Genomic DNA, 25,679 nt, shown 5'->3' with positions numbered 1-25,679 from the left:
CGCGGACGAGGGCGGGGGCGCCGGGGCGTTCACCGGTTCAGCTCCGGTACGTCCAGGCGGCGGCCCTCCGCCGAGGACCGGCGCCCCAGTTCGGCGAGCTGGACGCCGCGGGCGCCCGCCGCCAGGTCCCAGCGCCAGGGCTCGTCGCGTACGACATGCCGGAGGAACAGCTCCCACTGCACCTTGAACCCGTTGTCGAAGTCGGCGTTGTCGGGGACCTCCTGCCACTGCGCCCGGAACGGCTCGGACGCCGGGACATCGGGGTTCCATACGGGCCTGGGGGTGCCGGCGCGGTGCTGGAAGCGGCAGTGGCGCAGCCCGGCGACGGCCGATCCTTCGGTGCCGTCCACCTGGAACTCCACGAGTTCGTCGCGGTGCACCCGGACCGCCCAGGAAGAGTTGATCTGGGCGACGATGCCGCCGGCCAGTTCGAAGATCCCGTAGGCGGCGTCGTCGGCGGTGGCGTCGTACGGGGCACCCGATTCGTCCCAGCGGCGCGGGAGATGGGTGGTGAGGTGGGCATGGACGCTGCGGACCGGCCCGAAGAGTTCGTGCAGGACGTACTCCCAGTGCGGGAACATATCGGCCGCGATACCGCCGCCGTCCTCCGCGCGGTAGTTCCAGGAGGGCCGCTGCGCCGGCTGGCTGTCCCCTTCGAAGACCCAGTAGCCGAACTCGCCCCGTACGGAGAGGATGCGGCCGAAGAAACCGCTGTCGACGAGGCGGCGGAGCTTGCGGAGGCCGGGCAGGAAGAGCTTGTCCTGGACGACACCGTTCTTGACGCCCGCCTCCTGGGCCAGCCGGGCCAGCTTCAGGGCACCGGCGAGCGTGCCCGCGGTGGGCTTCTCGACGTACAGATGCTTTCCGGCGGCGATCGCCTTCCGTACCGCCTCCTCGCGGGCAGCAGTGATCTGGGCGTCGAAGTAAATGCCGATGGTGTCGTCGCCCAGTACCGCGTCGAGGTCGCAGCTCCAGTGCTCCACACCGTGGCGTTCGGCCAGGGTCCGCAGCTTGCGGGCGGAGCGGCCGACGAGCACGGGCTCGGGCCGGATCCGTGTCCCGTCGGCGAGTTCCAGTCCGCCCTGGTCGCGCAGGGCGAGGACGGAGCGGACCAGATGCTGGCGGTGTCCCATGCGCCCGGTCACACCGTTCATGGCGATACGTACGGTCGTGTCTGTCACGGCCCGGCAGCCTCTCTCGCTCGCGGCAGATGAGGAATCTCTTGCGGCAGGTGCGGGTTCGCTTGCGGTGAGCACGTTTTCCGGCGACGACGCTAGCCCGCGCGGGAGGTCATCAACAGGGCGCGGAAAGGCCGGTGCGCGGACCGGCCTCGAACGCTATCCTTGACTCAGTCAAGGGTGAGGGGTCGACGATGACAACTGGCACGGCATCCGACACGACGTCCGGCGCGGCGTCGGACACCATGTCCGGCGCGGCGCGCGAGGCCGCGCCCGACGTCCGTGAGCTGCGCAGATTCAACCGCTTCTATACGAACCTGATCGGCGCCCTCGACTACGGGCGGCATCTCTACACCCCGTTCACCCTCACCGAGGCCCGGGTGCTCTACGAGGTCGCGCACCACGAGCGGGTCGACGCCGCGGATCTGCGGGCTTCGCTGTCGCTGGACGCGGGCTATCTGAGCAGGCTGCTCGGCAAGTTCGAGGACCGCGAGCTGATCACCCGCGGCAAGTCCGAGCAGGATCCCCGGCGGCAGCGCATCACGCTGACCGACGGCGGCCGGGAGGCGGCCGGCCTGCTGGAGGAGCGCTCACAGGACGCCGCCGGATCACTGCTGGAGCAGCTCCCGGCCGGGGACCGGGCCCGGCTGACGGACGCCATGCGGACCATCCGCGCACTGCTCGGCGAGGGCGCGGAGCAGCCGTCCGGGGACCGGGCGCCCCAGGTGACGCTGCGCACGACCGGCCCCGGGGACCTGGGCTGGATGGTGGAGCGCAACGCCGCGCTCTACGCCGCCGAGTACGGCTTCGATCTGAGCTATGAGGCGCTGGTGGCCCGGATCATCGCGGAGTACGCCGAGGGCTTCGACCCGCGGTGGGACCGCACCTGGATAGCGGAGCTGGACGGGCGCCGGGCGGGCGCCGTGATGTGCGTCCGGGACGGCAGGCCCGGGGTCGCCCGGCTGCGGCTGCTGCTGGTGGAGCCGGACGCCCGGGGGCACGGGATAGGCCGTCAACTGGTCGATGCCTGTGTGGAGTTCGCCCGCGGGGCCGGGTACGGGGAGATGGTGCTGTGGACCAACTCCGTCCTCGGCGCGGCCCGCAGCATCTATCAGCGAGCCGGGTTCGAGCTGGTCAGCGAGGCTGCGCATCACAGCTTCGGGCAGGACCTGGTCGGCCAGGACTGGCGGCTGGCCCTGTGATGCGGCGGATATCGCGGGCAGGGATGAAAGGACGGACGACGACGGCGTGACCTGACGAGGAGGAACCCAGGCATGGTCAGCACGGGCAACGCACACGGCACCGCCCCCGCGATGCGCTTCGCTTTCTCCACCCTCGGGGTGCCCGGCATGCCGGTGGCCGACGTACTGCGGCTGGCCACCGATACCGGGTATCAGGGCGTGGAGCTGCGGGCCCATCCGGAGGAACCGGTGCATCCGCTGATCGGGACACGGGAACGGGCCGCGGTGCGCGAGCAGTTCGCGGCCGCCGGGGTCGAGATCCTGGCCGTCGCCGGGTACGCGCAGGTCGCGGCGGCCCGGGAGGCGGCGGGCGAGGAGGAGCTGGCGCAGGAGCTGAGCGAGCTGGTGTGGCTCGCCGCCGATCTGGGTGCCCCGTATGTGCGGGTCTTCCCCGGCGGCGGGGAGCGTCCGGCGGCCGAGGCGGACGCGGATGCCGCCCGGCGGCTCGCCGCGGTGGCGCCGCTCGCGGCCGAACGGGGCGTCCGGGTGCTGCTGGAGACCCATGACTCGCACCGTACGGGCGCGGCCGCCGCCCGCGTGCTGGGCCCCGTGGGCCATCGTCAGATCGGGGCGCTCTGGGATGTGCTGCACAGCTGGCTCGGCGGTGAGGAGCCGGCCGACACCCATGCCGCGCTCGCCCCGCACCTGGGCTACGTACAGGTCAAGGACGTCGCCTCGGCCGAGGACCGCACCCCTGTCCCGCTCGGCGCAGGCGCCGTCCCGCTGGCGGCCGCCCTGAAGACCCTGAACCAGCAGCCCGCGGACGCCCACGGCCCCGTGCCGGCCCCCGAAGGCACCTATGACCAGGGCACCGGCGGCTGGCTCTGCTGGGAGTACGAGAAACGCTGGCACCCCGAGGCGGCCGACCTCCCCGCCCTCCTCCCCGCGGGCCGCGCGTATCTCCAGCGGCTCCTCAAGGGAGGCGATGGCGGCTGAGCCGGGCGGGGCGCGCGCCCCCATCACACACCCCCGCCCACCCCGCAATACCTGGGCGCCACCACGGTTCACGTCATTGACCGACAATAGTTTTCCGGCTATCCGTGTCTCCTTGGAAGTTTCCTTCAATGAGCCGAGGAAGCCCTCCGGAAGGAGCGCAGATGCACTCCAGACGTACCGTCCTGACCACCGCGGCCGCTGCGGCCGCCGCTGCCGCGGGTGCGGGGGCCGGGCCCGCGCAGGGTACGGCACCCGCCATCGGACACCGGCCCGCCGCCCCCGCCCCGTCCGCCGCCGCCCGGGCCCGGCTGCGCCGCCTCATCTCCCGTATGACGCCGGAGGAAAAGGTCGGCCAGCTGTTCGTCATGCGGGTCTTCGGACACTCCGCCACCGACCCCGACCCGGCCGATGCCGCCGCGAACCAGAAGGAGATCGGCGTCGCCAACGCCGCCGAGCTGATCGCCAAGTACCACGTCGGCGGCATCATCTACTTCGGCTGGGCGCACAACACCCGTGAACCGCACCAGATCGCCGACCTCTCCAACGGCATCCAGAAGGCCGCCGCCGCGCAGCGCCTCCCCGTCCCGGTGCTGATCTCCACCGACCAGGAACACGGCATAGTGGCCCGCGTCGGTGCCCCCGCGACGCTCTTCCCCGGGGCGATGGCGCTCGGCGCGGGCGGCTCCCGCGAGGATGCCCGTACGGCGGCGCGGATCGCCGGCGAGGAGCTGTTCGCCATGGGCATCCGGCAGGACTACGCGCCGGACGCCGATGTCAATGTCAACCCCGCCAACCCGGTCATCGGCGTGCGCTCCTTCGGCGCGGACCCGCAGGCCGTGGCCCGTATGGTCACCGCCGAGGTGAAGGGCTATCAGGGCGCCGGGATCGCCGCCTGCGCCAAGCACTTCCCCGGGCACGGCGACACCGACACGGACAGCCATGTCGGGCTGCCGTACATCCACCACAGCGCCGAGGAGTGGGAGCGGCTGGACGCGCCGCCGTTCCGGGCCGCGATCGCCGCCGGTATCGATTCGATCATGACGGCGCATATCGTCGTGCCCGCCTTCGACCCCAGCGAGGACCCGGCGACCCTCTCCCGCCCCATCCTCACCGGCATCCTGCGCGAACGGCTCGGCTACGACGGTGTGGTGGTGACCGACTCCCTCGGGATGGAGGGCGTACGGGTGAAGTACGGCGACGCCCGGGTGCCGGTGCTCGCCCTCAAGGCCGGTGTCGACCAGCTGCTGAACCCTCCGGACCTGGCCCTCGCGCACGGTGCCGTCCTCAAGGCGCTCAAGGAGGGCGAGCTGACCGAGCGGGATCTCGACGCGAAGCTGCTGCGCATTCTGCTGCTCAAGGAACGGCGCGGGCTCTTCAGGGACCCGTACACCACCCACCGGGCCGTGGACCGGGCCGTCGGCACCCGCGCGCACCTCGCCACCGCCGACCGGATCGCGGACCGCACCACCACGCTGCTGCGCAACGACACCGGCATCCTTCCGCTGTCCCGGCGCCGGGAGCGCCGGGTGCTGGTGGCGGGCGTCGACGCGGCCGCGCCATCCGGGACCGGCGGTCCGCCCACCACGGTGCTGGCGCGGGCCCTGACCGAGCTGGGCTTCACGGCCACCGCCCTCTCCACGGGGATGACGCCGACCCAGCAGCGGATCGACGAGGCGGTGGCGGCGCTCGGCGAGCGGGACGCGGTGGTGGTGGCCACCTACAACGTGACGGCGGGCTCGGCCCAGCGGAAGCTGGTCGACGCGCTCCTCGCCACGGGCAAGCCGGTGGTCCAGCTGGCGGTGCGCAACCCTTATGACATCGCCCAGTTGGGCGGCGTGCGGGCGGCGCTGGCCAGCTACTCCTGGACCGATGTGGAGCTGCGGGCGGCGGCCCGGGTGATCGCCGGCCAGCGGGATCCGGCGGGCCGGCTGCCCGTCCCGATAATGCGCGCCGACGCCCCGACCCACGCGCTCTACCAGATCGGCCACGGGCTGACGTACTGAGCCGGGCACGGACGCGCAGACGGACGCGGGGAGGGAGGCGTGCACGGACGCGGACACGGACGCGCGGACGCGCGGACGGACGCGGACACGCACACGGACACGGCGCGCTCCCCCTGTCCCCGGGGAGCGCGCCGTTCCGGTCTGTCCGGGCTGTCACCTCACCGCGGCCGCCGGGCGCTGCGGCCCGGCGGTCGCGGACGGGCTCAGGGCCGCAGCAGCGGCATCCGCCGGAGCTCCTGCTTGTCCAGCTTCTTGTTGTCCGGGGCCAGCGGGGTGGGCTTGCCGGCCGGGGCCGGGACACCGGCCCAGTCGAGAAGCTCGGCGGTGGCCTTGGTGCGGTCGGCCTCCTTCAGCTTCGCGATGTTCGAGCCGTGGTTGCCGCCGGGCACGGTGAAGACATAGGAGTCCCGGGCGCCCTTGCCGACCCGGAAGTGCTCCGAACTCCACGGGTCGTACTCGCCGTTGACGAACATCATGCGCTGCGCGTGGTGGCGCACCCAGCGGTCGACGTCGGGCATCGCGCGCCGGTCGAAGCGCATCGGGATGTCCTTCGGCACGAACGACCGGGAGTTGTTGATGCCGGGGTACTTCAGCAGACCGGCCAGCTGCGGGTAGCCGTAGCCGGGCTCGCCGAGCTGGGTGCCCGCCTGGTAGTAGTACGGCGTGTACGGCTCCATGCCCTGGTCGGTGTAGCTGTCGAAGCCGCCGACCTTGTCCATCCACTTCCACAGCTCGTCGGTGGAGACGGTCGGCGCGGGCACCTCGGCGCAGGCGGTCTCGGCCGGCTGGTACTGCCAGAACCCGAACACCAGGTCCGTGACCATGACTTCATAGGCCCGGTCGGCGTTACCGACCTTGGTGAAGGTCTGCTTCTCCTTGTCGGCCCAGTCCTGGAAGCGCTTGACCATCTCCCCGCGGCGCACCAGGGCCTCCCGCTCGATGGCGGTGAGGGCGGTGCGGCACTTCGCGGTCCCGACGGTCCGGAAGAACCTGTCGTACGCCGAGTCCTCGTCGTTGCGTACGTCGTTGGGCGCGACATAGGCGACGGTGCCGTTCATGTCGTGCGGGAAGAAGCGGCGGTAGTACGTGGCGGTCATGCCGCCCTTGCTGCCGCCGGTGTCGATCCAGTTCTTGCCGTAGATGCGGTGCAGCGCCTGGAAGATGCGGTGCTGGTCATTGGCGGCCTGCCGGATGTCCAGCTTCTTCCAGTCGGTGGGCGTGGGCCGCGACGGGGTGAAGTACCGGTACTCCATCGAGACTTGGTTGCCGTCGATGATCTTGGTGGGTTCACTGCGGGACGGTGTGGTGCTCACGTTGTACCCGGAGGTGAAGAACACCGTCGGCCGGTCCACCGACTTGTGCAGCAGGGTCAGCCGCTGCTGGAAGGTCCCCTTCGAGGGGTGCCTGTGGTCAACCGGCTGGGTGTAATTCAAAACGAAGTAGCGGTAGCCGTCGACCGGCTTTTCCTCGATGAGGCTCATCCCCGGAATCGCCAGGATCCGGTCCTTGATGTCCTCGGTCCGCGGCCCGGCGGCGGTCGCCGCCCCGGCCGGCGTGCTGCCGGCTCCCGCCGTGCCTATGAGCACCGCGAGCGACAGCAGCCATCTGGTGGCCTTGCGCATGCACCCTCCCCTTGGGATAGCAAAGGTCGGGCTGAACCTATCGGCGCGGCGGGGGTGCCACCAGCCCTTGGCGCCGTTCGGTGGATCAGCCGTCCGCGTCGGGCTGCCGCGCACCGGCACCCGAACGGCCCAGGGGACAGGCCGTCAGGCCGCCCGACCTCCCCCGGCGTCAGGCCGTCCGCCTCCCCCGGCGTCAGACCGCCCGGCCCCCCGGCCTCAGGCCGTCCGCCCTCCCCGGTCTCAGGCCGCCAGTTCCTCCTCCTCGCCCGTGAAGGTGCGCCACAGCTCCGCATAGCGGCCGTCGTGGGCGAGGAGCTGGGCATGGCTGCCGTCCTCGACTATGCGGCCCTGGTCGAGCACCACGACCCGGTCCGCGCGGGCCGCGGTGGTCAGCCGGTGGGCGACGACGAGGGTGGTGCGGCGGCCGACGAGCCGGTCGGTGGCCTGGTTGACGACCGCTTCGGTGGCCAGGTCCAGGGACGCGGTGGCCTCGTCGAGCAACAGCACATCCGGGTCGACGAGTTCGGCGCGGGCCAGCGCCAGCAGCTGCCGCTGGCCGGCCGAGAGGTTGCGGCCGCGCTCGGCGACCTCGTGGAGGTAGCCGCCGTCCAGGGTGGCGATCATCGGGTGGGCGCCGACGGCCCGCGCGGCGGCCTCCACCTCGGCGTCGGTGGCGTCCGGGCGGCCGTAGGCGATGGCGTCCCGGACCGTCCCGGCGAAGAGGTAGGACTCCTGGGGGACGACGCCGAGGCGGCGGCGGTAGCCGGTCAGGTCCAGTTCGCGCAGATCGGTGCCGTCGACCCGGACCGCGCCCGAGGACGGGTCGTAGTACCGCGCGACCAGCTTGACCAGGGTGGACTTGCCCGCGCCGGTCTCGCCGACGAAGGCGACGGTCTGGCCGGCCGGGATGGTCAGCGCGACACCGGCCAGCGCCGGCTCCTCCCCCTGGCCGCCGTAGTGGAAGTGCACATCGTCGAAGGTGATGGCGCCGCGCAGGGCGGGCACCGCGCGGGGCCGCTCGACGGCCGGGGTGGTCGTCGGCTCGCGCAGCAGCTCCTGGATCCGGCCGAGCGAGACGGACGCCTGCTGGTAGCCGTCGAAGACCTGGGAGAGCTGCTGGACCGGGGCGAAGAACAGATCGATGTAGAGCAGGTAGGCGACCAGCGCACCGGCGGTGAGGGTTCCGGAGCCGACCCGGCCGGCGCCGACGATCAGCACCAGGGCCGCCGCCACGGACGACAGCAGCTGGACGAACGGGAAGTAGACGGATATCAGGAACTGGCCGCGGACCCGGGCCCGGCGGTAGTCGTCGCTGCGGGCGGCGAACCGCTCCGCGCCCTGCCCCTCGCGCCGGAACGCCTGCACGATCCGCAGTCCGGCCACGCTCTCCTGGAGGTCGCCGTTGACGACGCTGATCCGCTCGCGCGCCAGCTCGTACGCCCGCACGCTCTGCTTGCGGAAGAAGTACGTGCCGATGATCAGCGGCGGGAGGGTGGCGAAGACGACCAGGGCCAGCTGGAGGTCGATGGCCAGCAGGGCGACGAGTATGCCGAAGAAGGTCAGCATCGAGACCAGGGCGGTGACCAGGCCGGTCTGCAGGAACGTGGACAGCGCGTCCACGTCCGTGGTCATCCTCGTCATGATCTTGCCGGTCAGCTCGCGCTCGTAGTAGTCGAGCCCGAGGCGCTGCAGCTGCGCGAAGATCTTGAGCCGGAGGGAGTAGAGGATCCGTTCGCCGATGCGTCCGGTCATGCGGTTGCCGCCGATCTGCGCGGCCCACTGGGCCAGGACCACGACCAGGGCGATGACAGCGGCCGTCCAGACACCGATCAGCGCGCCACGGCGGACGCCCTCGTCGATGCCCTGCCGGATCAGCACCGGCAGCAGCAGCCCGGCGAGGGCGTCCACGGTGACCAGAGCCAGCGCGAAGGCCAGCGGCCCGCCGAAGCCGTGCAGAAGGCGGCGCAGGCCGTAGGAGCCCTCGGGGCGCACGGCCCGGTCCTCGTCGACGTCCGGGGTGTCCGTGGCGGGCGGCAGCGCGGCGACCTGGGCGAGGAGTTCGGGTGTCGCGGGCAGTCCGGCCATCGCGGCGCCGATGCCGGGCCCGGCCGCGGCTGCCGCACGGGCCGCCATCCCGGCCCCGCCCGCCTCGGCCTCCTGCTCCCGGCGGACCCACAGTTCGGGGGTGATCGTGCCGTCCGCCCCGGGACGGCCCGCCGCACCGGACCGGACCCCGTCGGGCCCGTCGGTGTCCGCTGCCGGGTCCCGTTCCCGCAGTCCACCGTCGGCGAACTCACCGTCGAAGGCACCCGCCAGCTCCCCGGCCGGGTCCCGCTCGACGCCGCCCAGCTCCTCCGGGTCGGTCAGCAGCCTGCGGTAGAGCGGACAGCGGTCCTCCAGCTCCTCCTGGGTGCCGAGGTCGACCAGCCGCCCGCCGTCGAGGACGGCGATCCGGTCGGCGAGCGCCAGGGTGGAGGCGCGGTGGGCGATGAGCAGGGTCGTACGGCCCGCCATGACGCCGCGCAGCGCCTCGTGGATCTCGTGCTCGACCCGGGCGTCGACCGCCGAGGTCGCATCGTCCAGGACCAGCAGCCGGGGGTCGGTGAGGATGGCGCGAGCCAGGGCGACGCGCTGGCGCTGGCCGCCGGACAGGGTCAGCCCCTGCTCGCCGACCTTGGTGTCATAGCCCTCGGGAAGCTCGGAAATGAAGCCGTCGGCCTGGGCGGCGCGGGCCGCGGCGCGCACCTGCGCGTCGGTGGCGTCCGGGTGGCCATAGGCGATGTTGTCGCGGACGGAGTCGGAGAACAGGAAGCTGCTCTCCGGGACCAGGCCGATGGCGGCCCGCAACGACTCCAGGGTCAGGTCGCGCACATCGTGGCCGCCCACCAGGACCCGGCCCGCGGAGACGTCGTAGAAGCGCGGCAGCAGCAGCGAGACCGTGGACTTGCCGCTGCCGGACGTGCCGACCACGGCGACGGTCTCACCGGCCTCGATGCGCAGCGAGAAGTCCTCCAGGACGGGACGGACGGGCCGTGCGGCCGGGCCGGATCCCGCGCCGTTCCCCGCGCCCGCACCGTCACCCGCGCCCGCCCCGGCATCCTCGCCGTCGCCCTCGCCCTCGCCCTCGTGCAGCGGCGCGTACCCGAACGTCACCCCGTCGAACTCGACGGTCGCCGGGGCGTCGGCGGGCAGTTCATGGGCGTCCGGCCGCTCGGCGATCGACGGCTCGGTGTCGATCAGCTCGTAGACCCGCTCCACACCGGCCCGTGCCTGCTGGCCGACGGTCAGCATCATCGCCAGCATCCGGACCGGGCCGACCAGCTGCGCCAGGTAGGTGGAGAAGGCGACGAAGGTGCCCAGGGTGACCTGCCCCTGCGTGGCCATCCAGCCGCCGAGGGCCAGCATCGCGACCTGGCCGAGCGCGGGGACGGCCTGCAGGGCGGGGGTGTAACGGGCGTTGAGCCGGACCGTGCGCAGCCGCCCGGCGAACAGCCGGCGGCTGACCTCGCGCAGCTTCCCGGTCTCCTGGTCCTCCTGCCCGAAGCCCTTGACCACCCGGACACCGGTGACCGCGCCGTCCACCACACCGGCCACCGCGGCCGCCTGCCCCTGGGCGTACCAGGTCGCGGGAAAGAGGCGGGCGCGGCTGCGCTTGGCGATGAACCACAGGGCGGGGGCGACAGCCAGCGCGACGACGGTGAGCAGCGGCGACAGCACCGCCATCACGGCCAGCGAGACCGCGAACAGCAGCACGTTCCCGATCATCATCGGGAGCATGAACAGCAGGCTCTGGATCAGCTGGAGGTCGCTGGTGGCGCGGCCGACCACCTGGCCGGTGCTCAGCTCGTCCTGCCGCCGCCCGTCGAGCCGGGCGATCGAGCCGAACATCCGGGTCCGCAGATCGTGCTGGACGTCCAGGGCGAGCCGGCCGCCGTAGAAGCGGCGGACGTAGGTGAGGACGTAGACCACGACCGCGGCCACGACCAGCAGGGCGGCCCAGGGGCCGATGGAGCGCTCGTGCCGGACGATCACATCGTCGATGATCAGCTTCGGTACCAGCGGGACCAGGGCCAATACGGCCATCCCGACGAGCGAGGAGCCGAGCGCGAGCAGCACGTCTTTCCGGTACTGCCAGCAGTCGCGGGTCAGCCGCCGCGCCCAGCCCGCTCGTTCCGTGTCCGTCCCCGCCACCCGGTGCCTCCCGCCCGTCGACATTGCCGACAGGACCCTGTCGACACTGTTCGAGATCACCAACACCGCGCGGAGCGGATTTCATCCCGCTGTCACAAACTTCTCCGCGAGCACCGCCGCCCGGCACGTGCGAGCACCGCCGCCCGGCATGTGCCGGCACCGCCGCCCGGCACAGCGGACGGCCCCGTTCCGGGTCCTCCGGTACGGGGCCGTCGCTCAGCCGTCCTCAGGGGCCGTGGCGGGCTACTTCCCCCGCTCCGCCGTCAGGTCCTTCGCCCGCTCCACCGTGAGCTCCGAGATCCCCGGATGCGGCTTGGGCTTGCCGTCGGCCAACGGCGACGTGTCGCCGGTCACCGTGACCCGTACGTACCGGGCCGGGGTGCGGCCCGCGTATCCGGTCCCCGTCCAGTGCTTCCCGTCCCGGGAGACCTGGACGTTGAAGGACTTGGGCCGGGTCCCGTTCCAGTGCGGGGTGATCTGGCCGACGGAGGTGGTCCGGCCGAGGTCGACGGTGAGAGTGCCGGTGGCGGCGTCGGGCACCCAGGCCGTGGTGGCGTTGCCGTCCACCGCGGCGCCCGCGTAGAGACCGGGCTCCTCCGAGGTCGCGGTGGCCGTGGTGCAGCGGGCCGCGTTCGAGGTCGCCGCCAGATCCGGGCGGCGGGTCTTGAGGACCGCGGGCACGCCCCGGCTGACGATCTTCTCGCCCTCCGGCGACTCGATCCGCATCGGCGCACCGGCGGTCAGCCGCACGGTGGTCTGGTGCGCGCCGATCGCGACGTCGTAGGTCCGTCCCTGCCAGTGCAGACCGCGCAGGGTGACGCCGTCGGAGAGCTGCGGCGGCAGCATCGGGTCGAGCCGGACCCGGTCCTCGCGCAGCCGCAGCCCCGTCAGCCCGTGGGTGAAGGTCTGCAGGAAGCCGCCCTTACCGGTGAGGAAGTCCTGGGCGGGCTTACCGGCGTGCGGGTCGTCGGCCCCGGCCTTGTCGCCGCGCGCCTCGGAGAACTCGTTGAACGGGCCGCGGACGAACGGCTTGATGGACCGCAGCAGATAGGTGTACGTGGAGCAGCCGGCCTCGCCGATGCCGGCCGCGTCGATGGCGTGCACCGAGTCCGTCATGGCCGGGCCGTCCGGGTCGGTGTGCCCGGCGTAGAAGTCCAGCGTGCGGGCGGCCTGTGTCTGGGACATCGGCCATTCCAGCGGGTACATCAGCAGCACGGTGTCGGCCTGCTTGATGGTGGTGCCCTTGTACCCGGCGTACTGCTCGAAGATCTTCTTCTTGCTGTCGTAGGGGATGCGCAGCTTGTCGGCGATGGTCTTCCAGGAGGCCGGTGCCTTTTCGCCGAGGATCGTGGCGACCCGGGCGGCGTGCCGCAGCGCGGTGGCGGCCCCGGCGTTGGTGAACACCGCGTCGTTGACGCCGTTGCTGTACTCGTCGGGCCCGGCGACGTTCTTGACGGAGTAGCTGCCGTCGGTGTTACGGGTGGCCCGTGAGGCCCAGAATTCGGCGATGCCCTTGAGGACCGGCCAGCCGCGGGACTTCAGCCAGGCGGTGTCCTTGGTGGCGAGGTAGTACTGCCAGGTGGCCAGGGAGATATCGCCCATGAGGTGGTTCTGGGTCTTGCAGTGCGGCGGGTCCCAGCTGTGGCACTCCGTCCACAGATCGCCCTTGCTGCCGCTGGTCCAGGAGTAGAACAGCCCGTCGTAGCCGAGCTTCCGGGCGTTGGCGGCGGCCCCGGCGCGGGTCTTGTAGCGGTAGTCGACGATCGACCTGGCGAGTGCGGGGTGGGCGGCGAGCAGGCCCGGGTACATCCAGGTCTCGGCGTCCCAGAAGATCTCACCGGCGTAGTTGTCGCTGGTCAGGCCGGTGGGGCCGATGCTGTTGCGATTGCCGGCGCGGGTGTTGGCCAGCAGTCCGTACTGCGCCGAGCGGACCCATGCCTGCAGATCGCGGCGGCCCTTGACCTCGATGTCGCTGCGCCACAGCCGCTGCCAGGCGGCGCTGTGCCGGGCGAACAGGGCGTCCCAGCCGCGGTCGGCGGCCCGGCGCGAGGCGGCGTCGGCGTCGGCGCGCGGGGAGCGGGAGGTGAGTGCGGTGTCCACGCCGACGTACTTGGTGAGTTCGTACGAGCGGCCGCTGCGGACCGGGAAGGACACCCGCTGCCGGTTGCTCAGCTTGTCCTGGCGGGCCGCCGGGCCGGGCGGGTTGGCGCGTACGCCGGGCCCGGCGCGCAGGGTGGAGGCCACCGCGCCCTCGGTCTTCGTCCCGTCCGTGCGGAAACCGACGTCCATGGTGCGGCCGGTTCCGGCGGCTCCGGCCTCCTTGCCACCCGCTTCCTTGCCGCCGCTCTCCTTACCTGCGCTCTCCTTACCTGCGCTCTCCTTGCCGCCGGTTTCCTTGCCGCCACCACCGGCTTCCTTGCCGCCGGTCTGCCGGCCCCCGGTGGTGGCCCCGTCCCCGGACGGCGTCATACGGCGGGCGCCACGGCCGTCGAGGCTGTCGGTGACCGTGGCCGCGCCGCTCCAGTGGGGCGTCATCCGCAGGCGTACGGCTCCGGTGTGCGCGTCGGTGCGGTCGGCGAGCACGTCGTAGACCAGATCGGTGGCGCGGCCGTCGGCGGCGGTCCAGGTCAGCGACGTACGGACGAATCCGCAGCGCAGGGAGAGCGTCTGGCGGTAGTTCGAGATCCGGCCGGGCTCGGTGGCCGAGGTGAAGGTGTCGGGGTGCGCGCCGCCGGTGGCGACATCGAGGGTGGTCCAGGTGGGGATCGCGGCGATCGCCTGCCGGCCCTTGAGGTCCTTGGGCCCCTTGGCGTAGAGCCCGGAGACGAAGGAGCCGTCGTATTCGGGGGTCTTCAGCGGCCAGCCGGTCGTGCCGCCGGGTGCCGCATAGCCGGTGCCGTTGGGGGGCACCCGCTGTCCGAGGTATCCGTTGCCGACGTAGGCGTGGTGGCTGTCCTTGGGGTCGATCTTGGTGGAGGTGGCGGTCCAGCCGTCGCCCTTCAGGCAGGGCCCCTGCGCGGCCTCGGCCGGTTCCGGCGCCGGGACGGGCGCCGAGGCGGAGGCCGAGACGGGTGCGAGCACCGCGATCAGAGCGGTGGCGAGAAGGGGGGCGACCAGCTTGCGGGAGCGCGGTGCCACGGGGCGGGGAGCGCGTTCCCCGGGGGGCTGCGGCGGCCGGTCCACGGGGTGCTGTGGCGAAGGGTGCATGATTCTCCGTCATTCGTGCGCGGTCCGTGCCACGTCACGCAGCACGGACTCACCATGAACATCATCAGGCCCCCGCCTGCCCTGCACCCTAGGACGGTTCCCCCGTCCGGGTCACGGGATCTGCGGCGCCGAATGACGGCCCGTTGCCTCCGGCACACCAAAACGGTTCGTACCGGCGCACCCCGATTGACCAATAGACCCGATTGGCCAAGAGAGCCGTTGTAGGGCACACTTTTAGACTGACCAGTCAGATCAAAAGGGGAGGGGTGTCGGTGAACACCACCCGCCAGGGGGCGGCGGTCAACGCCAGCGGAATCGGAGTGGAGGGCCCACGCGGATGGGCCTTCAGAGGTGTCGCCATCACCGCGGAACCGGGCACGCTGATCGCGCTCCAGGGCCCCTCCGGCTCCGGCCGCACCTGTCTGCTGCTGGCCCTCACCGGCCGGATGCGGATCACGGAGGGGGAGGCGACGGTCGCCGGGCTCCCGCTGCCCAAGCGGATGGGGAGCGTCCGCAGCCGTACCGCCCTCGCCCATGTCCCGGGCGTCGCCGATCTCGAACCCGCCCTCACGGTCGGCGAACACCTCAAGGAGCAGGCCCTGCTGGGCCACCGCATCCAGGGCTCGCTGAGCGCCTCGCTCCCCTGGGGCAAGCGCCACAAGGAGGCCACCCGGGCCCGCGTCGACGCCGCCCTCGCGGCCGCCCGGCTCGACCCCGACACCCTCCCCAAGGGCCTGCGGACGACCGTGCGCGACCTGGAGCGGATCGAGGCGCTGCGGCTCTCCGTCGCGCTCGGGCTGATGCACGGCCCGCAGCTGCTGGCCGTCGACGATGTGGACCTCAAGCTCGCCGACGCCGAGCGCACCGAGGCCTGGCAGCTGCTGCGGGACCTCGCGCGCGAGGGCCTCACCGTCGTGGCCGCCGGCGACGGCGCACCGGAGGACGCGCTGATCGTCAGCACGGCGCGGACGGCCACCGAGGCCGCGGACGCCAAGACCGACGCCGCCCCGCAGACGGACGCCGAATCCGCCACCCCGCAGACGGACGCCGAATCCGCCACCCCGCAGACGGACGCCGAATCCACCGAGCCCGCCCCGACCCCGGCACCCGCCCAGGACGACGACACCCCCAAGGAGGACACAGCGCATGCGTTCGCCAAGACTGGCCGCGCTTGAGCTCAGGCGGTTCAGCAGGGGCAAGCTGCCCCGGCTGGGCCTGGTGGCCCTGACGCTGATCCCCCTGCTCTACGGAGCCCTGTACCTGTGCTCGTTCTGGGACCCGTACAGCCGTCTGGACAAGATCCCGGTGGCCCTCGTCAATGACGACCGGCCCACCACCGCCGGCGGCAAGACGATCCACGCGGGCGACGACCTGGCGGAGAAGGTCAAGGACAGCAAGACCTTCGACTGGGAGGAGGTCAGCTCCGCGGACGCCGCCAAGGGCGTCGAGAACGGCACGTACTACCTCTCGCTGACCGTCCCGGAGAACTTCAGCAAGCGGATCGCCTCCAGCAACGGGAAGACCCCGCAGACCGGCGCGCTCCAGGTCCGGACGAACGACGCCAACAACTACGTCGTCGGCTCGATCTCCAAGACGGTGTTCTCCGAGATCCGCGCCAAGACCTCGGCGACCTCGTCGCGGGCCATGCTCGACAAGATCTTCGTCTCGTTCTCCGATCTGCACGACAAGACGGCCGAGGCGGCGGACGGCGCCGGGAAGCTCGATGACGGTCTGGGCACCGCCAAGGACAAGACCGGCGAACTGGCCAACGGCCTCGGCAAGTTGAACAAGGGCGCGGACCGGATCAGCAAGGGCACGGCGGAGGCCGCCACCAAGGCCAGGCAGCTGAGCCTGGGCGCGCGCAAGGTCTCGGACGGTACCCAGCAGCTCGCCGACAAGGTCCACGGCATCGCCAGGAAGGACCTCCCCTACCTCCGGGAGCACGGCCGGGAGATCGGGCAGTGGGCGCAGGTCGTCGCCGACCTCAGCCAGCGGCTCGACGACGACCTCGGCAGGCTGCCGGACGAATCCGCCAAGGCCGCCTCCCGCGCCCGGGAGAACGCCGACAACGCTGCCGAGCTCTACCGGGACCGCTGTAACGGACTCGTCGACGCCGACCCGGACTGCCCCAAGCTGAAGGCGATCGCGGACGGCAGCGAGCTCGCCGCCGACGCGGCGGAGAAGGTCAACGACACCGTCGCCCACACGGACTTCGGGCAGCTGCGGAGCAAGGTGCGGGAGCTGCACCACGGTGCCGCGATGGTCGCCGAGCAGGCACCGGGCATCGCTAACCGGGCGGACAAGGCGATCGGCCAGATCAACCAGCTCAACGCGGGTGCCCACAAGGTCTCCCAGGGCGCCGGGCTGTTCGCCGACGGCATCGGCACGCTCGCCGACGGCGCGGGCAAGCTGCACAACGGTCTGACGGTCGCCAAGGACGGCGCCGACAAGATCACCGGCGGTCTCTTCAAGCTCAAGGACGGCAGCAACCAGCTGGCCGACGGGCTGCACACCGGGGTGTCCCAGATCCCCGACTACAACAAGCAGGACCGTGACACCCGCACCGAGGTGATGGCCGACCCGGTCGAGCTGGCCGCCAAGTCGATGCACAAGGCGCCCAACTACGGCACCGGTCTGGCGCCGTACTTCATCCCGCTCTCCCTCTGGGTCGGCGCGATGGTCGCCTTCATGCTGCTCCAGCCGCTGGGCAAGCGCGCCCTGGCCGCGGGCGCCCCGGGCTGGCGGATCGCCCTCGGCTCCTGGTTGCCGGCCTACGCCATCGGCGTCGTCCAGGTGCTGGCGCTGATGGCCGTGCTCCACTGGGGCCTCGGTCTGGAGATGGCCCGTACGGCCGGCACCGTCGGGTTCCTGCTGCTGTCCACGGCCTGCTTCACCGCCATCATCCAGCTGCTGGGCGCGTTCTTCGGCCCGGCCGGACGGGTGCTGACCCTGGTCGTGCTGATGCTCCAGCTGACCTCGGCGGGCGGCACCTACCCGGTGCAGACCAGCCCCGGTTTCTTCGCCGCCATCCACCCCTTCCTGCCGATGAGTTACGTGGTCGACGGCCTGCGCCGGCTGATCACCGGCGGTGACCTCGCCATCGTGCAGCAGGGCTGTGTGGTCCTGGCGGTCTTCACCGTCGGCGCGCTGGCCCTCACCGCCCTCGCGGCGCGCAGCCGGCAGGTCGTACGGATGAAGGACCTGCACCCGGAACTGAGCCTGTGACCGTGCTCCCGGGGCCCCGGGGCGGTGCCGTCGACGGCACCGCCCCGGGGGCTTCCCCCGCCCCCCGCCGCACCTCGACGCGCCGCCGGCTCTTCGACGCCGCCGTCACCCTCATCGCGGAACAGGGCTTCTCCGCCACCACCGTGGACGAGATCGCCGACCGCGCCGGTGTCGCCAAGGGCACCGTCTACTACAACTTCGCGAGCAAGAACGTCCTCTACGAGGAGCTGCTGCGGGACGGCATCGATCTGCTCGCCGACTCCCTGCGCCGGGCCGCCGACGCCACCGCGGCCCGCGGCGGCACCCGGGTCGACGCCCTGGACGCGATGATCCGGGCCGGCCTGGACTTCATCGCCTGCTCCCCCGCCCTCATCCAGCTCTACGTCGCCGAACTCTGGCGCACCAACCGCACCTGGCGCGCCACCCTCACCTCCGTACGCGGCCGCGCCCAGGCCGTCGTGGAAGACGTCCTCCGGGACGCCGTACGGACCGGCGAACTCTCCGCCGAACTGGACATCCCCCTCACCGCCTCCGCCCTCCTCGGCATGGTCCTGGTGGCCGCCCTCGACTGGCAGTCCTTCCAGCCCGACCGCTCCGTCGAGGACGTCCACGCGGCGCTGTCACGGCTGCTCCAGGGGCGGGTGGGGGCCGGCAGGAGTTAGCGCTGACCAGTGAACCGGCCCCCGGCCAGGGCTCGATGACCGGGGCGCCGGCGCTGGTGACCGGGCGGCCCCCGTCCGGCCGTAGCCGCCTCAGCCAGGCACCTCCATCCGCTGCGTCCCGACGACGGACAGCAGCCGCAGTGCCTCTTCCGACGGGGAGCCGGGGGCCGCGGTGTAAATGACGACTCGCTGGTCCCGGTCCGCGATGTCCAGGACGTCGCAGTTGACGGAGACGGGGCCGACGAGGGCGTGGGCGAAGGTCTTGCAGAGAGTGGGCCGGGCGGCCACGTCGTGGGCGGCCCAGAGCCGGGCGAACTCGTCGCTGCCGGACAGGAGTTCGCTGACCAGGCCGGTCACCTCCGGGTCGTCGGGGTAGCGGGCCGCGGCGGCGCGCAGCTGCTGGGCCGCGGTCCGGGCGAACTCGTCCGCGTCCGAGACGCCGTACAGCCGCCGGCCGTTCCGGTGCGGGCCCAGGAAGGCGCGCCGGAGGAGGTTGCGGTCGCGGCGCGACAGGACGGAGAAGTCCTCCATCAGGGCGGCGGCCAGGTCGTTCCAGGCGATGACCTCATACGTCGCCGACACCACGATCGCCGCGGCCTCCGGCAACCGCCGCAGCAGGTCGACGATGCTCTGCCGTACCTCCCGCGACGGGCCGGGCGGCGGTCCGGGCGGGGTGCCGGCGAGGTGGTGGAGGTGGTCGCGCTCGGCGTCCGACAGGCGCAGCGCGCGGGCGAGTTGGGCCAGCACCTCACGGGAGGGGTGCGGGGCGCGGGCCTGCTCCAGGCGCGTGTAGTACTCGGTCGAGATGAACGCCAGCTGCGCCACCTCCTCGCGGCGCAGTCCCGGCGTACGGCGGCGCGGCCCGGCGGGCAGCCCCACGTCGGCGGGGGCGATGCGCTCGCGTCTGCTCCGCAGGAAGCCGGCCAGTTCTCGTCGATCCATCTCCCCAGTGTGGGCGGCGCCGGGGTGGCCATCCAGGTACTGCCGGTGCCTGGATGGGCGGGGCCGCCGGAACCAGGCTCGTCGTCATGAACCAGACACCGATCACGTCCACTACGGCCCCGGCCCCGGCCTCCACCCTCGCCCCGGCCCCGGCCCCGGGCCTGCTCGCCGGCAAGGTCGCCTTCCTCACCGGTGCCGGTCGCGGCATCGGCGCGGCCGCGGCGCGGCTCTTCGCCCGGGAGGGCGCCAGGGTGCTCCTCGCGGCCCGCACGGAGTCCCAGCTCAAGGCGGTGACCGAGGAGATCCGGGCGGCCGGTGGCACCGCGGACTACGTGGTGTGCGACCTGACCGACCCGGCGAGCGTCCGGGCCGCCGTCGACCGGTCCGTGGAGCTGTACGGCCGGCTCGACGTGGCCTTCAACAACGGCGCGACGGCCCAGCCGCCCGGCCCGATGGACCAGCTCTCGGAGGCCGACTTCGACCACGTCTGCGCCGTCAACCTCAAGGGCCCGTGGCTGGCCATGTCCGCCGAGATCGCCGCCATCCGTGCCACCGCGCAGCGCGGGGCCCTCGTCAACACCTCCAGCGTCGGCAGCCTGATGGCCAACCCCTGGCTGCCCGCGTACGGCGCGGCGAAGCGGGCGGTCAACAGCCTCACCGCTTCGGCGGCCGCCACGTACGGCCCGGAGGGCATCCGCGTCAACGCCATCGCGCCCGGCACCACGCTCACCGAGATGCTGTACGAGTGGGACGAGCGGTCCCCCGGCACCATCGACCAGCTCAACGCGCAGACCCCGCTGGGCCGCGCCGCCGATCCGGACGAGATCGCCCAGGCCGCCGCCTGGCTCCTCAGCGATCGCGCCTCCTACGTCACCGGCACGGTCCTCCGGGTCGACGGCGGGATGCGGGCCTGAGCCGGGGACGCGGACAGGGGTCCGGCCGTCTTTGCCCCCCACCGAAACTGTCTTTGCCCCCACCGAACCGGGCGCCCTGACAAGGCGCCGGGCCGCGCCATCCCCCGCGGCCCGGGGCCCGGGGCCGGGAGGAGTGGGCGCCTACTTCCCCTCCCGCCCCGCCGCGATCTGCCGCGACATGATCGTCGTCAGCTCGTAGGCGGTGTGCGACGCGGCCACGCAGGTGATCTCCGCATGGTCGTACGCCGGAGCGACCTCGACGACATCCGCCGAGACCAGGTTGCAGGAGGACAGCCCGCGCACGATCTCCAGGAGTTCCCGGGAGGTCAGGCCGCCGGCCTCGGGGGTGCCGGTGCCGGGGGCGTGCGCCGGGTCGAGCACGTCGATGTCGATGGAGATGTACAGCGGGCGGTCGCCGATGCGCTGCCGCAGCTGGTCGGCGACCTCGTCCACGCCACGCCGCATGACATCCGCCGAGGTGACGATGCCGAAGCCCATCTTCTCGTCGTCGTCGAGGTCCTTCTTGCCGTAGAGCGGGCCGCGGGTGCCGACGTGGGAGAGCGCGGAGGTGTCGAGGATGCCTTCCTCGACGGCGCGACGGAACGGGGTGCCGTGGGTGTACTCGGCGCCGAAGTAGGTGTCCCAGGTGTCCAGGTGGGCGTCGAAGTGCAGCAGCGCCACCGGGCCGTGCTTCTTGGCGACGGAGCGCAGCAGCGGCAGGGCGATGGTGTGGTCGCCGCCGAGGGTCATCATGCGGGCGCCGGAGGCCAGCAGATCGTCGGCCGCGGCCTCGACCGTCTCGACGGCCTCGTTGATGTTGAACGGGTTCGCCGCGATGTCACCGGCGTCGGCGACCTGCGCGAGCGCGAAGGGGGACGCGTCCTGGGCCGGGTTGTACGGACGCAGCAGGCGGGACGCCTCCCGGATGGCGTTGCCGCCGAAGCGCGCGCCGGGACGGTAGGAGACACCGGTGTCGAAGGGGACACCGACGACGGCCACATCGGCCCGGCCGCCGACCTCGTCGAGGCGGGGCAGACGGGCGAACGTCGCGGGCCCGGCGTAGCGCGGGACACGGGAGGAATCGACGGGGCCCACGGGCCCGTTGGAGGCGCTGGCTGCGGTGGTCATGCCAGTGAGGCTAGGGAGCGCCGGGCAGCGGGCCCATGGACATTTGCGTGCCCGGAGGCGGGACCGTTCGACATTTTGGCCAGGCGCGTCAGGGCGGTGACCACGGCATACAGCGCGTCCGCGGCACGGCGCCGCAGCTCACCCGCCATCCACCGCCCCCGGCATCCTCCGCGCCCCGTCCCCCCGGTGTCCGCGCTGCGGAACTCCCCCGCCCCGGAACACACGTACGGGCACAATGGGCGCTATGCCGATAGCCTCCGCACCCACCGCCCCCTCGCGCGCCGCACTCGTCGAGCATCTCGTACGGACCCGGATCGCCGGTGACGTCGCCACCCCCCGCGAGAACAACCTCTCCCACTACCGCAGACTCGCCAACGGCGACCGCCACTACTGGTTCGGCCTGGAATTCGGCGACCGGTGGGTGGACGAGCAGGACATCCTGGCCGTGATGGCGGAGCGCTGCGGCGTCGTCGATGATCCGCACCACCGCCAGGGCCAGGACACCATCGACCCGGAGCTGACGGTCGACGCGCTGGACCGGGCGGCCGCGGTGCTGCGCAAGGCGGCCGCCGGGCAGCAGCGGGTGCTGTTCGCGACCGGCCACCCGGGCGGGCTGCTCGATGTGCACCGGGCGACGGCCGAGGCGCTGCGCGCGGCGGGCTGCGAGATCGTCGTCATTCCGGACGGGCTGCAGGCGGACGACGGCATGGTCTTCCAGTTCGGCGACGTCGCGATGCTGGAGCGCGGCGCGACGCTCTGGCACACCCACTCCCCCGAGCCGATGGCCGCCGTCCTGGACGGCCTGGAGCGGGAGGGCCGGCCGCTGCCGGACCTGGTCATGGCCGACCACGGCTGGGCGGGCTGCGCCGGCCAGCGTGGCATCGACGCGGTGGGCTTCGCCGACTGCAACGACCCGGCCCTCTTCCTCGCCGAGTCCGAAGGCACCCTCCAGGTGACGATCCCCCTGGACGACCATGTCCTGAGCCCCCGCCACTACGACCCGCTGACCGCTTATCTGCTGGACGCGGCGGGGCTGGTCTGAGGGAACCGCGGGAAGCCCCGTCCACCGCGCCACAGAGGGCATCGCACGGGCGGGGCCGGTTCCGTTGGCCACTCTGTTCACGCTCGTGGAAGCCCGGCCTTGGGCGCGGGGTTGTCGCGGCGGGCGCGGCGGATTCCGATCAGCAACAGGGTGCACCCGACCACGAAGAGCGGCCAGGGCGTGAAGGGGAGGACCACGGCGTCGACGGCGGTCCAGCCCGCCAGCGTCCAGGCGATGAAGGCCGGCGGGGTGATGCCGCGGCGGTCCAGCCACAGCACCGTCAGGCCGATCAGGATCAGCGGTATGCCGAAGCTTGTCAGGCTCAGCCAATACGCGCTGCCCGCCGGGGTCATGTCGGTGAAGTCCTCGCTCCACAGTCCGCCGCTGAACCATGTCCCGGCATAGCGCGCGGCCTTCTCCGTCGTCAGAGCACCGACCGTGTGGCCGGTTCCGCATAACGTGATGATCCAGCCAGCCCACTTGATCATCTGAGCTCTCCCCTCCTGTCGCGAAGCCGCGCGGTGCGCCTTCATCGCGGTGGTCCCTGCATGCGCATGCGGGAGCCAGTGAACTCCGAAACCGCAGTTCCGATACTGTGGTTTCGATACTCACGTTCCGTATCATGCGGTCATGACAGTGAGAAGGCAACGGGGCGGGCGCCCCCGGGACAGTCGTGTGGATCACAACATCCTGCAGACCACGCGTGAGTTGATCGATGAAGTCGGCTACCCGGCCCTGACCGTCGACCAGGTCGCGGCGCGCGCCGGGGTGGGCAAGGCGGCCATCTACCGCCGCTACGCCTCCAAGGCCGAGATGGCGTTCGTCGCCACCATGCACGAGCAGCAGCTGCCTCCGCCGGTCAGCACCGGCTCCTTGCACGGAGACCTGCTGGCGCTGGTCCGCACGTTCCACGTCCGCATGGCCGCCCCGGCGGCCCGGCATCTGGCACCGGCCCTGATCAGCGAACTCGCCGTCAATCCCGAACTGGACGCCCGGTTCCAGGACACCTTCCTGGCCGCCGAGCAGGCCGTCTTCGCCGACATCATCGAACAGGCCGTGGCCCGCGGCGAACTGGCCGGCCCCGTCGACCCCGCGATGGCCCACCTGCTGCTGCTCGGCTCCCTGGCGTCCGCCCTGTACCTCCTCAGCCTGCCGGTCGACGACGCGATGGTCACCGACCTCGCCACCGTCGCCACCGCCGGAATCACCGCCCTGGCCGACCGGCATCACAGCGCCCCCGACGGAGCCGCCGAGCCGCACTGACAACGCCGCTCCTCCTGCGCCGGTGGCGACGCCCCGCTCTCCAACGGATCTCCCGCGGCGGGTCATTGACGTCCAGGAAACGCCCGCCTGCCGGGCGGCCGCCCTCAGGGCGGCATACTTCGAGAGTCGATATATGACCGATTCCCCGATCCGGAGCCTCAGCTCTTGACCAGGCTGCGGTCGAGCAGGGAGAGCAGGCGGTCCCAGTGGCGCTGTAGCCCGGCAGGGTCGAAGGCGTCGGTGTCGGACATGGTGAAGCCGTGGACGGTGCCGGGGTAGATCTCGGCGGTGTGGCCGGCACCCGCGGCATCCAGGGCCTGCCAGAGCTCACTGACGATCTCGGGCGACATGTCGCCTTCGGCGAGGCCGAGATGGACTTCGGCGGTGAGCTCGGGGATGAGGCGGTGCGGGCTGTCGGGCGTGTCGGTGACCACGAAGCCGGGGTGGAATCCGGCGACGGCGGCCACCTGGCCGGGGTGGGCCGCTGCGGTGCGCATCGCCCAGAGGGTGCCGATGCAGTAGCCGGTCACGGCGACCGGTCCGGCGCTGACCTCGGGCTGAGCGGTCAGGAACCTGAGATAGGCGTCGGCGTCGCGCAGGACACGTTCGGGGGTGTGTGCCTCAAGCAAGGGCATCAGCCGGCCGATGACCGCGGGCCGGACCTCTTCTCCGATGTACGCGGGAAGTTCCACCACGGGCGCCGGGCCGTGCCGGTAGTAGAAGTTGGGGACGAGCACGTAGTAGCCGTGCCCGGCCAGCTCACGCGCCATCTCCTCCAGCACGGGCCGCACACCGAAGGCGTCCGTGTACAGCAGCACTCCCGGGTGCCGCTCGCCGCCGTCGGGGAACGCGGCGAAAGCGTCGGCCCGGCCGTCCGTGGTGGGAATCTGCAGTGCCTTCGTGGGCAAAATCTTCCTTTCTCGGAATTCACTCCATAAACATTCATTGCACTAACGATCTCGACGAGCGAACGTATATCGTTAGTCTGACTAACGCAATCGCTGGGATGGGCGCCATGATCAGAGCCGAAGCCGCGGACCTGCCCGACGACGGCGCGCCCAAGACACCCGACAGACTGCGTCGCCGGGCGAGCCGCCTGCTGTCGCAGCTGACCGCGCGCTCGGACCGCCTGATCAACGAGGGACTGGCCCAGGCCGACGCCCGCAAGTGGCACTACGCCGTACTCGCCTCACTCCAGGAGTACGGCCCCGGCAGCCAAGCCGAACTGAGCAGCCGCAGCGGCATCTACCGCAGCGACATGGTCGGCGTACTCAACGAACTCACCGAACGCCACCTCGTCGAGCGCACCCCGGACCCCACCGACCGCCGCCGCAACATCATCACCCTCTCCCCCCGAGGCCGCCGCCACCTACGCCACCTCGACAACCTCCTGGACACCCTCCACGACGACCTCCTCGCCCCCCTGACCCCGGCCGAACGCACCCAGCTCGTACAGCTGCTGACCCGCTTGCTGGACCATCACACCGGGGCTGCCTGACCCCGCGCAGCGACAACGTTCCACGACACTGGGCTGTGGTGGGATGGCGAGATGAATCGTCCCGTGCTCTACCTGTTCGGTTCGGCTGCCCCGCCCGTCCAGCAGTTCACCGAAGTGGCGCGCAGCGCCCGGACAGCTGGGTATGACGTGTGTGTCGGTCTGACGCCCACGGCGGCTCGGTGGCTCGACGACGAGACGCCGCTGCTGGAAGAGCTGACGGGGTACCCAGTCCGCTCCGAGTACAAGCGACCGACGGACCCCGATGTATGGCCTCCGGCGAACGTCATCGTGTTCGCGCCGGTCACCTTCAACTCCCTCAACGCCTGGGCGCTCGGGCTGACACACCACTTCGTGGTCGGGGTGGTTGCCGAGGGCATCGGCAAAGGCATCCCCACGGTGGCGATGCCCTGCGTGAACACCGCATACACCCAGCATCCGCAGTTCGACCGGTCGGTCACAGCCCTCCGCGGCGCCGGCGTTTCGGTGCTGTACGGACCCGGAGGCTTCGAACCGAACGAGCCGGGCAAGGGGAGCCCAGAGGGATACCCATGGCAACTGGCCATGGCTGAAGCGACCCGCCTCGTCCGCCCCACGCCGTAACGCTCACCGGAGCCAGGCCGCGACGTC

General features: G+C 71.9%; 19 protein-coding genes. 11 read left to right on the top strand and 8 right to left on the bottom strand.

The features are described 5' to 3' along the window. Positions 1 to 29: 29 nt before the first annotated feature. Complete coding sequence (locus STRTU_RS23105; protein ID WP_159745772.1) at positions 30 to 1,181, bottom strand: Gfo/Idh/MocA family protein; 1,152 nt, start codon at positions 1,179 to 1,181, stop codon at positions 30 to 32. Between the two features lie 242 nt (positions 1,182 to 1,423). On the opposite strand from STRTU_RS23105, the gene STRTU_RS23100 reads away from it, so the two are divergent. The 3 genes from STRTU_RS23100 to STRTU_RS23090 all read left to right on the top strand — a co-directional run bounded on the left by STRTU_RS23100 (position 1,424) and on the right by STRTU_RS23090 (position 5,358). Next, a complete protein-coding gene (locus STRTU_RS23100) occupies positions 1,424 to 2,380 on the top strand; it encodes a bifunctional helix-turn-helix transcriptional regulator/GNAT family N-acetyltransferase (RefSeq protein WP_159747166.1) in 957 nt (318 codons plus the stop codon). Between the two features lie 111 nt (positions 2,381 to 2,491). Continuing rightward, the gene (locus STRTU_RS23095; protein WP_167539260.1) at positions 2,492 to 3,355 is read left to right on the top strand and encodes a sugar phosphate isomerase/epimerase family protein; all 864 of its coding nucleotides are present in this window, start codon (positions 2,492 to 2,494) and stop codon (positions 3,353 to 3,355) included. Positions 3,356 to 3,516: 161 nt separating this feature from the next. Further along, complete coding sequence (locus tag STRTU_RS23090; protein WP_159745768.1) at positions 3,517 to 5,358, top strand: glycoside hydrolase family 3 protein; 1,842 nt, start codon at positions 3,517 to 3,519, stop codon at positions 5,356 to 5,358. A gap of 203 nt (positions 5,359 to 5,561) precedes the next feature. Here the strand turns inward: STRTU_RS23090 and STRTU_RS23085 are convergent, their stop codons facing one another. The 3 genes from STRTU_RS23085 to STRTU_RS23075 form a co-directional block, all read right to left on the bottom strand. Next, positions 5,562 to 6,980, bottom strand: a complete 1,419-nt coding sequence (locus STRTU_RS23085; protein WP_159745766.1) for a S28 family serine protease — start codon at positions 6,978 to 6,980, stop codon at positions 5,562 to 5,564. A gap of 240 nt (positions 6,981 to 7,220) precedes the next feature. Beyond that, positions 7,221 to 11,195 (bottom strand): ABC transporter ATP-binding protein, encoded by a 3,975-nt coding sequence (locus STRTU_RS23080; RefSeq protein WP_167539193.1) that lies wholly within the window; start codon positions 11,193 to 11,195, stop codon positions 7,221 to 7,223. A 219-nt stretch (positions 11,196 to 11,414) separates the two neighbouring features. Beyond that, positions 11,415 to 14,378, bottom strand: a complete 2,964-nt coding sequence (locus STRTU_RS23075) for a discoidin domain-containing protein (RefSeq protein WP_159745761.1) — start codon at positions 14,376 to 14,378, stop codon at positions 11,415 to 11,417. Positions 14,379 to 14,650: 272 nt separating this feature from the next. Here STRTU_RS23075 and STRTU_RS23070 point away from each other — a divergent pair, with 272 nt between their 5' ends. Genes STRTU_RS23070 through STRTU_RS23060 form a run of 3 tightly spaced genes read left to right on the top strand, consistent with a single transcriptional unit; the run spans position 14,651 to position 18,265 of the window. Further along, complete coding sequence (locus STRTU_RS23070) at positions 14,651 to 15,553, top strand: ATP-binding cassette domain-containing protein (protein ID WP_159745759.1); 903 nt, start codon at positions 14,651 to 14,653, stop codon at positions 15,551 to 15,553. Next, positions 15,525 to 17,603: a YhgE/Pip domain-containing protein gene (locus STRTU_RS23065; protein ID WP_159745756.1), complete on the top strand. Its 2,079-nt coding sequence runs from the start codon at positions 15,525 to 15,527 to the stop codon at positions 17,601 to 17,603. The genes STRTU_RS23070 and STRTU_RS23065 overlap by 29 nt, the downstream gene beginning before the upstream one ends. Next, on the top strand, positions 17,600 to 18,265 hold the full coding sequence (locus tag STRTU_RS23060; protein ID WP_272591811.1) for a TetR/AcrR family transcriptional regulator: 666 nt from the start codon (positions 17,600 to 17,602) through the stop codon (positions 18,263 to 18,265). The genes STRTU_RS23065 and STRTU_RS23060 overlap by 4 nt, the downstream gene beginning before the upstream one ends. Positions 18,266 to 18,355: 90 nt before the next feature. Here STRTU_RS23060 and STRTU_RS23055 read toward each other — a convergent pair whose 3' ends face one another. Continuing rightward, positions 18,356 to 19,207, bottom strand: a complete 852-nt coding sequence (locus tag STRTU_RS23055; RefSeq protein WP_159745752.1) for a helix-turn-helix transcriptional regulator — start codon at positions 19,205 to 19,207, stop codon at positions 18,356 to 18,358. 86 nt (positions 19,208 to 19,293) lie between these two features. Between STRTU_RS23055 and STRTU_RS23050 the strand changes: the two genes are divergently transcribed. Beyond that, positions 19,294 to 20,121 carry an SDR family NAD(P)-dependent oxidoreductase gene (locus tag STRTU_RS23050; protein ID WP_246241079.1) on the top strand — a complete coding sequence of 276 codons (828 nt, stop codon included), beginning with the start codon at positions 19,294 to 19,296 and terminating at the stop codon, positions 20,119 to 20,121. 141 nt (positions 20,122 to 20,262) lie between these two features. Here the strand turns inward: STRTU_RS23050 and speB are convergent, their stop codons facing one another. Then, positions 20,263 to 21,249 (bottom strand): agmatinase, encoded by a 987-nt coding sequence (gene speB, locus STRTU_RS23045; RefSeq protein WP_159745750.1) that lies wholly within the window; start codon positions 21,247 to 21,249, stop codon positions 20,263 to 20,265. Positions 21,250 to 21,493: 244 nt separating this feature from the next. Between speB and STRTU_RS23040 the strand changes: the two genes are divergently transcribed. Continuing rightward, positions 21,494 to 22,291 (top strand): phosphatase, encoded by a 798-nt coding sequence (locus tag STRTU_RS23040; RefSeq protein WP_159745748.1) that lies wholly within the window; start codon positions 21,494 to 21,496, stop codon positions 22,289 to 22,291. A 77-nt stretch (positions 22,292 to 22,368) separates the two neighbouring features. Here the strand turns inward: STRTU_RS23040 and STRTU_RS23035 are convergent, their stop codons facing one another. Then, the gene (locus tag STRTU_RS23035; protein WP_159745746.1) at positions 22,369 to 22,779 is read right to left on the bottom strand and encodes a DUF6463 family protein; all 411 of its coding nucleotides are present in this window, start codon (positions 22,777 to 22,779) and stop codon (positions 22,369 to 22,371) included. 187 nt (positions 22,780 to 22,966) lie between these two features. Here STRTU_RS23035 and STRTU_RS23030 point away from each other — a divergent pair, with 187 nt between their 5' ends. Beyond that, positions 22,967 to 23,554 (top strand): TetR/AcrR family transcriptional regulator, encoded by a 588-nt coding sequence (locus STRTU_RS23030; RefSeq protein WP_159745744.1) that lies wholly within the window; start codon positions 22,967 to 22,969, stop codon positions 23,552 to 23,554. 158 nt (positions 23,555 to 23,712) lie between these two features. On the opposite strand, the gene STRTU_RS23025 is transcribed toward STRTU_RS23030, so the two are convergent. Then, positions 23,713 to 24,462: a dienelactone hydrolase family protein gene (locus STRTU_RS23025; RefSeq protein ID WP_159745742.1), complete on the bottom strand. Its 750-nt coding sequence runs from the start codon at positions 24,460 to 24,462 to the stop codon at positions 23,713 to 23,715. 107 nt (positions 24,463 to 24,569) lie between these two features. Here STRTU_RS23025 and STRTU_RS23020 point away from each other — a divergent pair, with 107 nt between their 5' ends. Next, a complete protein-coding gene (locus STRTU_RS23020; protein WP_159745740.1) occupies positions 24,570 to 25,052 on the top strand; it encodes a MarR family winged helix-turn-helix transcriptional regulator in 483 nt (160 codons plus the stop codon). A gap of 51 nt (positions 25,053 to 25,103) precedes the next feature. Further along, positions 25,104 to 25,652, top strand: a complete 549-nt coding sequence (locus tag STRTU_RS23015; RefSeq protein WP_159745738.1) for an HFCD family protein — start codon at positions 25,104 to 25,106, stop codon at positions 25,650 to 25,652. Positions 25,653 to 25,679 lie beyond the last annotated feature (27 nt).

This window comes from Streptomyces tubercidicus, from assembly GCF_027497495.1.
GTDB lineage: Bacteria > Actinomycetota > Actinomycetes > Streptomycetales > Streptomycetaceae > Streptomyces > Streptomyces tubercidicus.
This window is presented reverse-complemented; position numbering and strand designations above follow the sequence as displayed.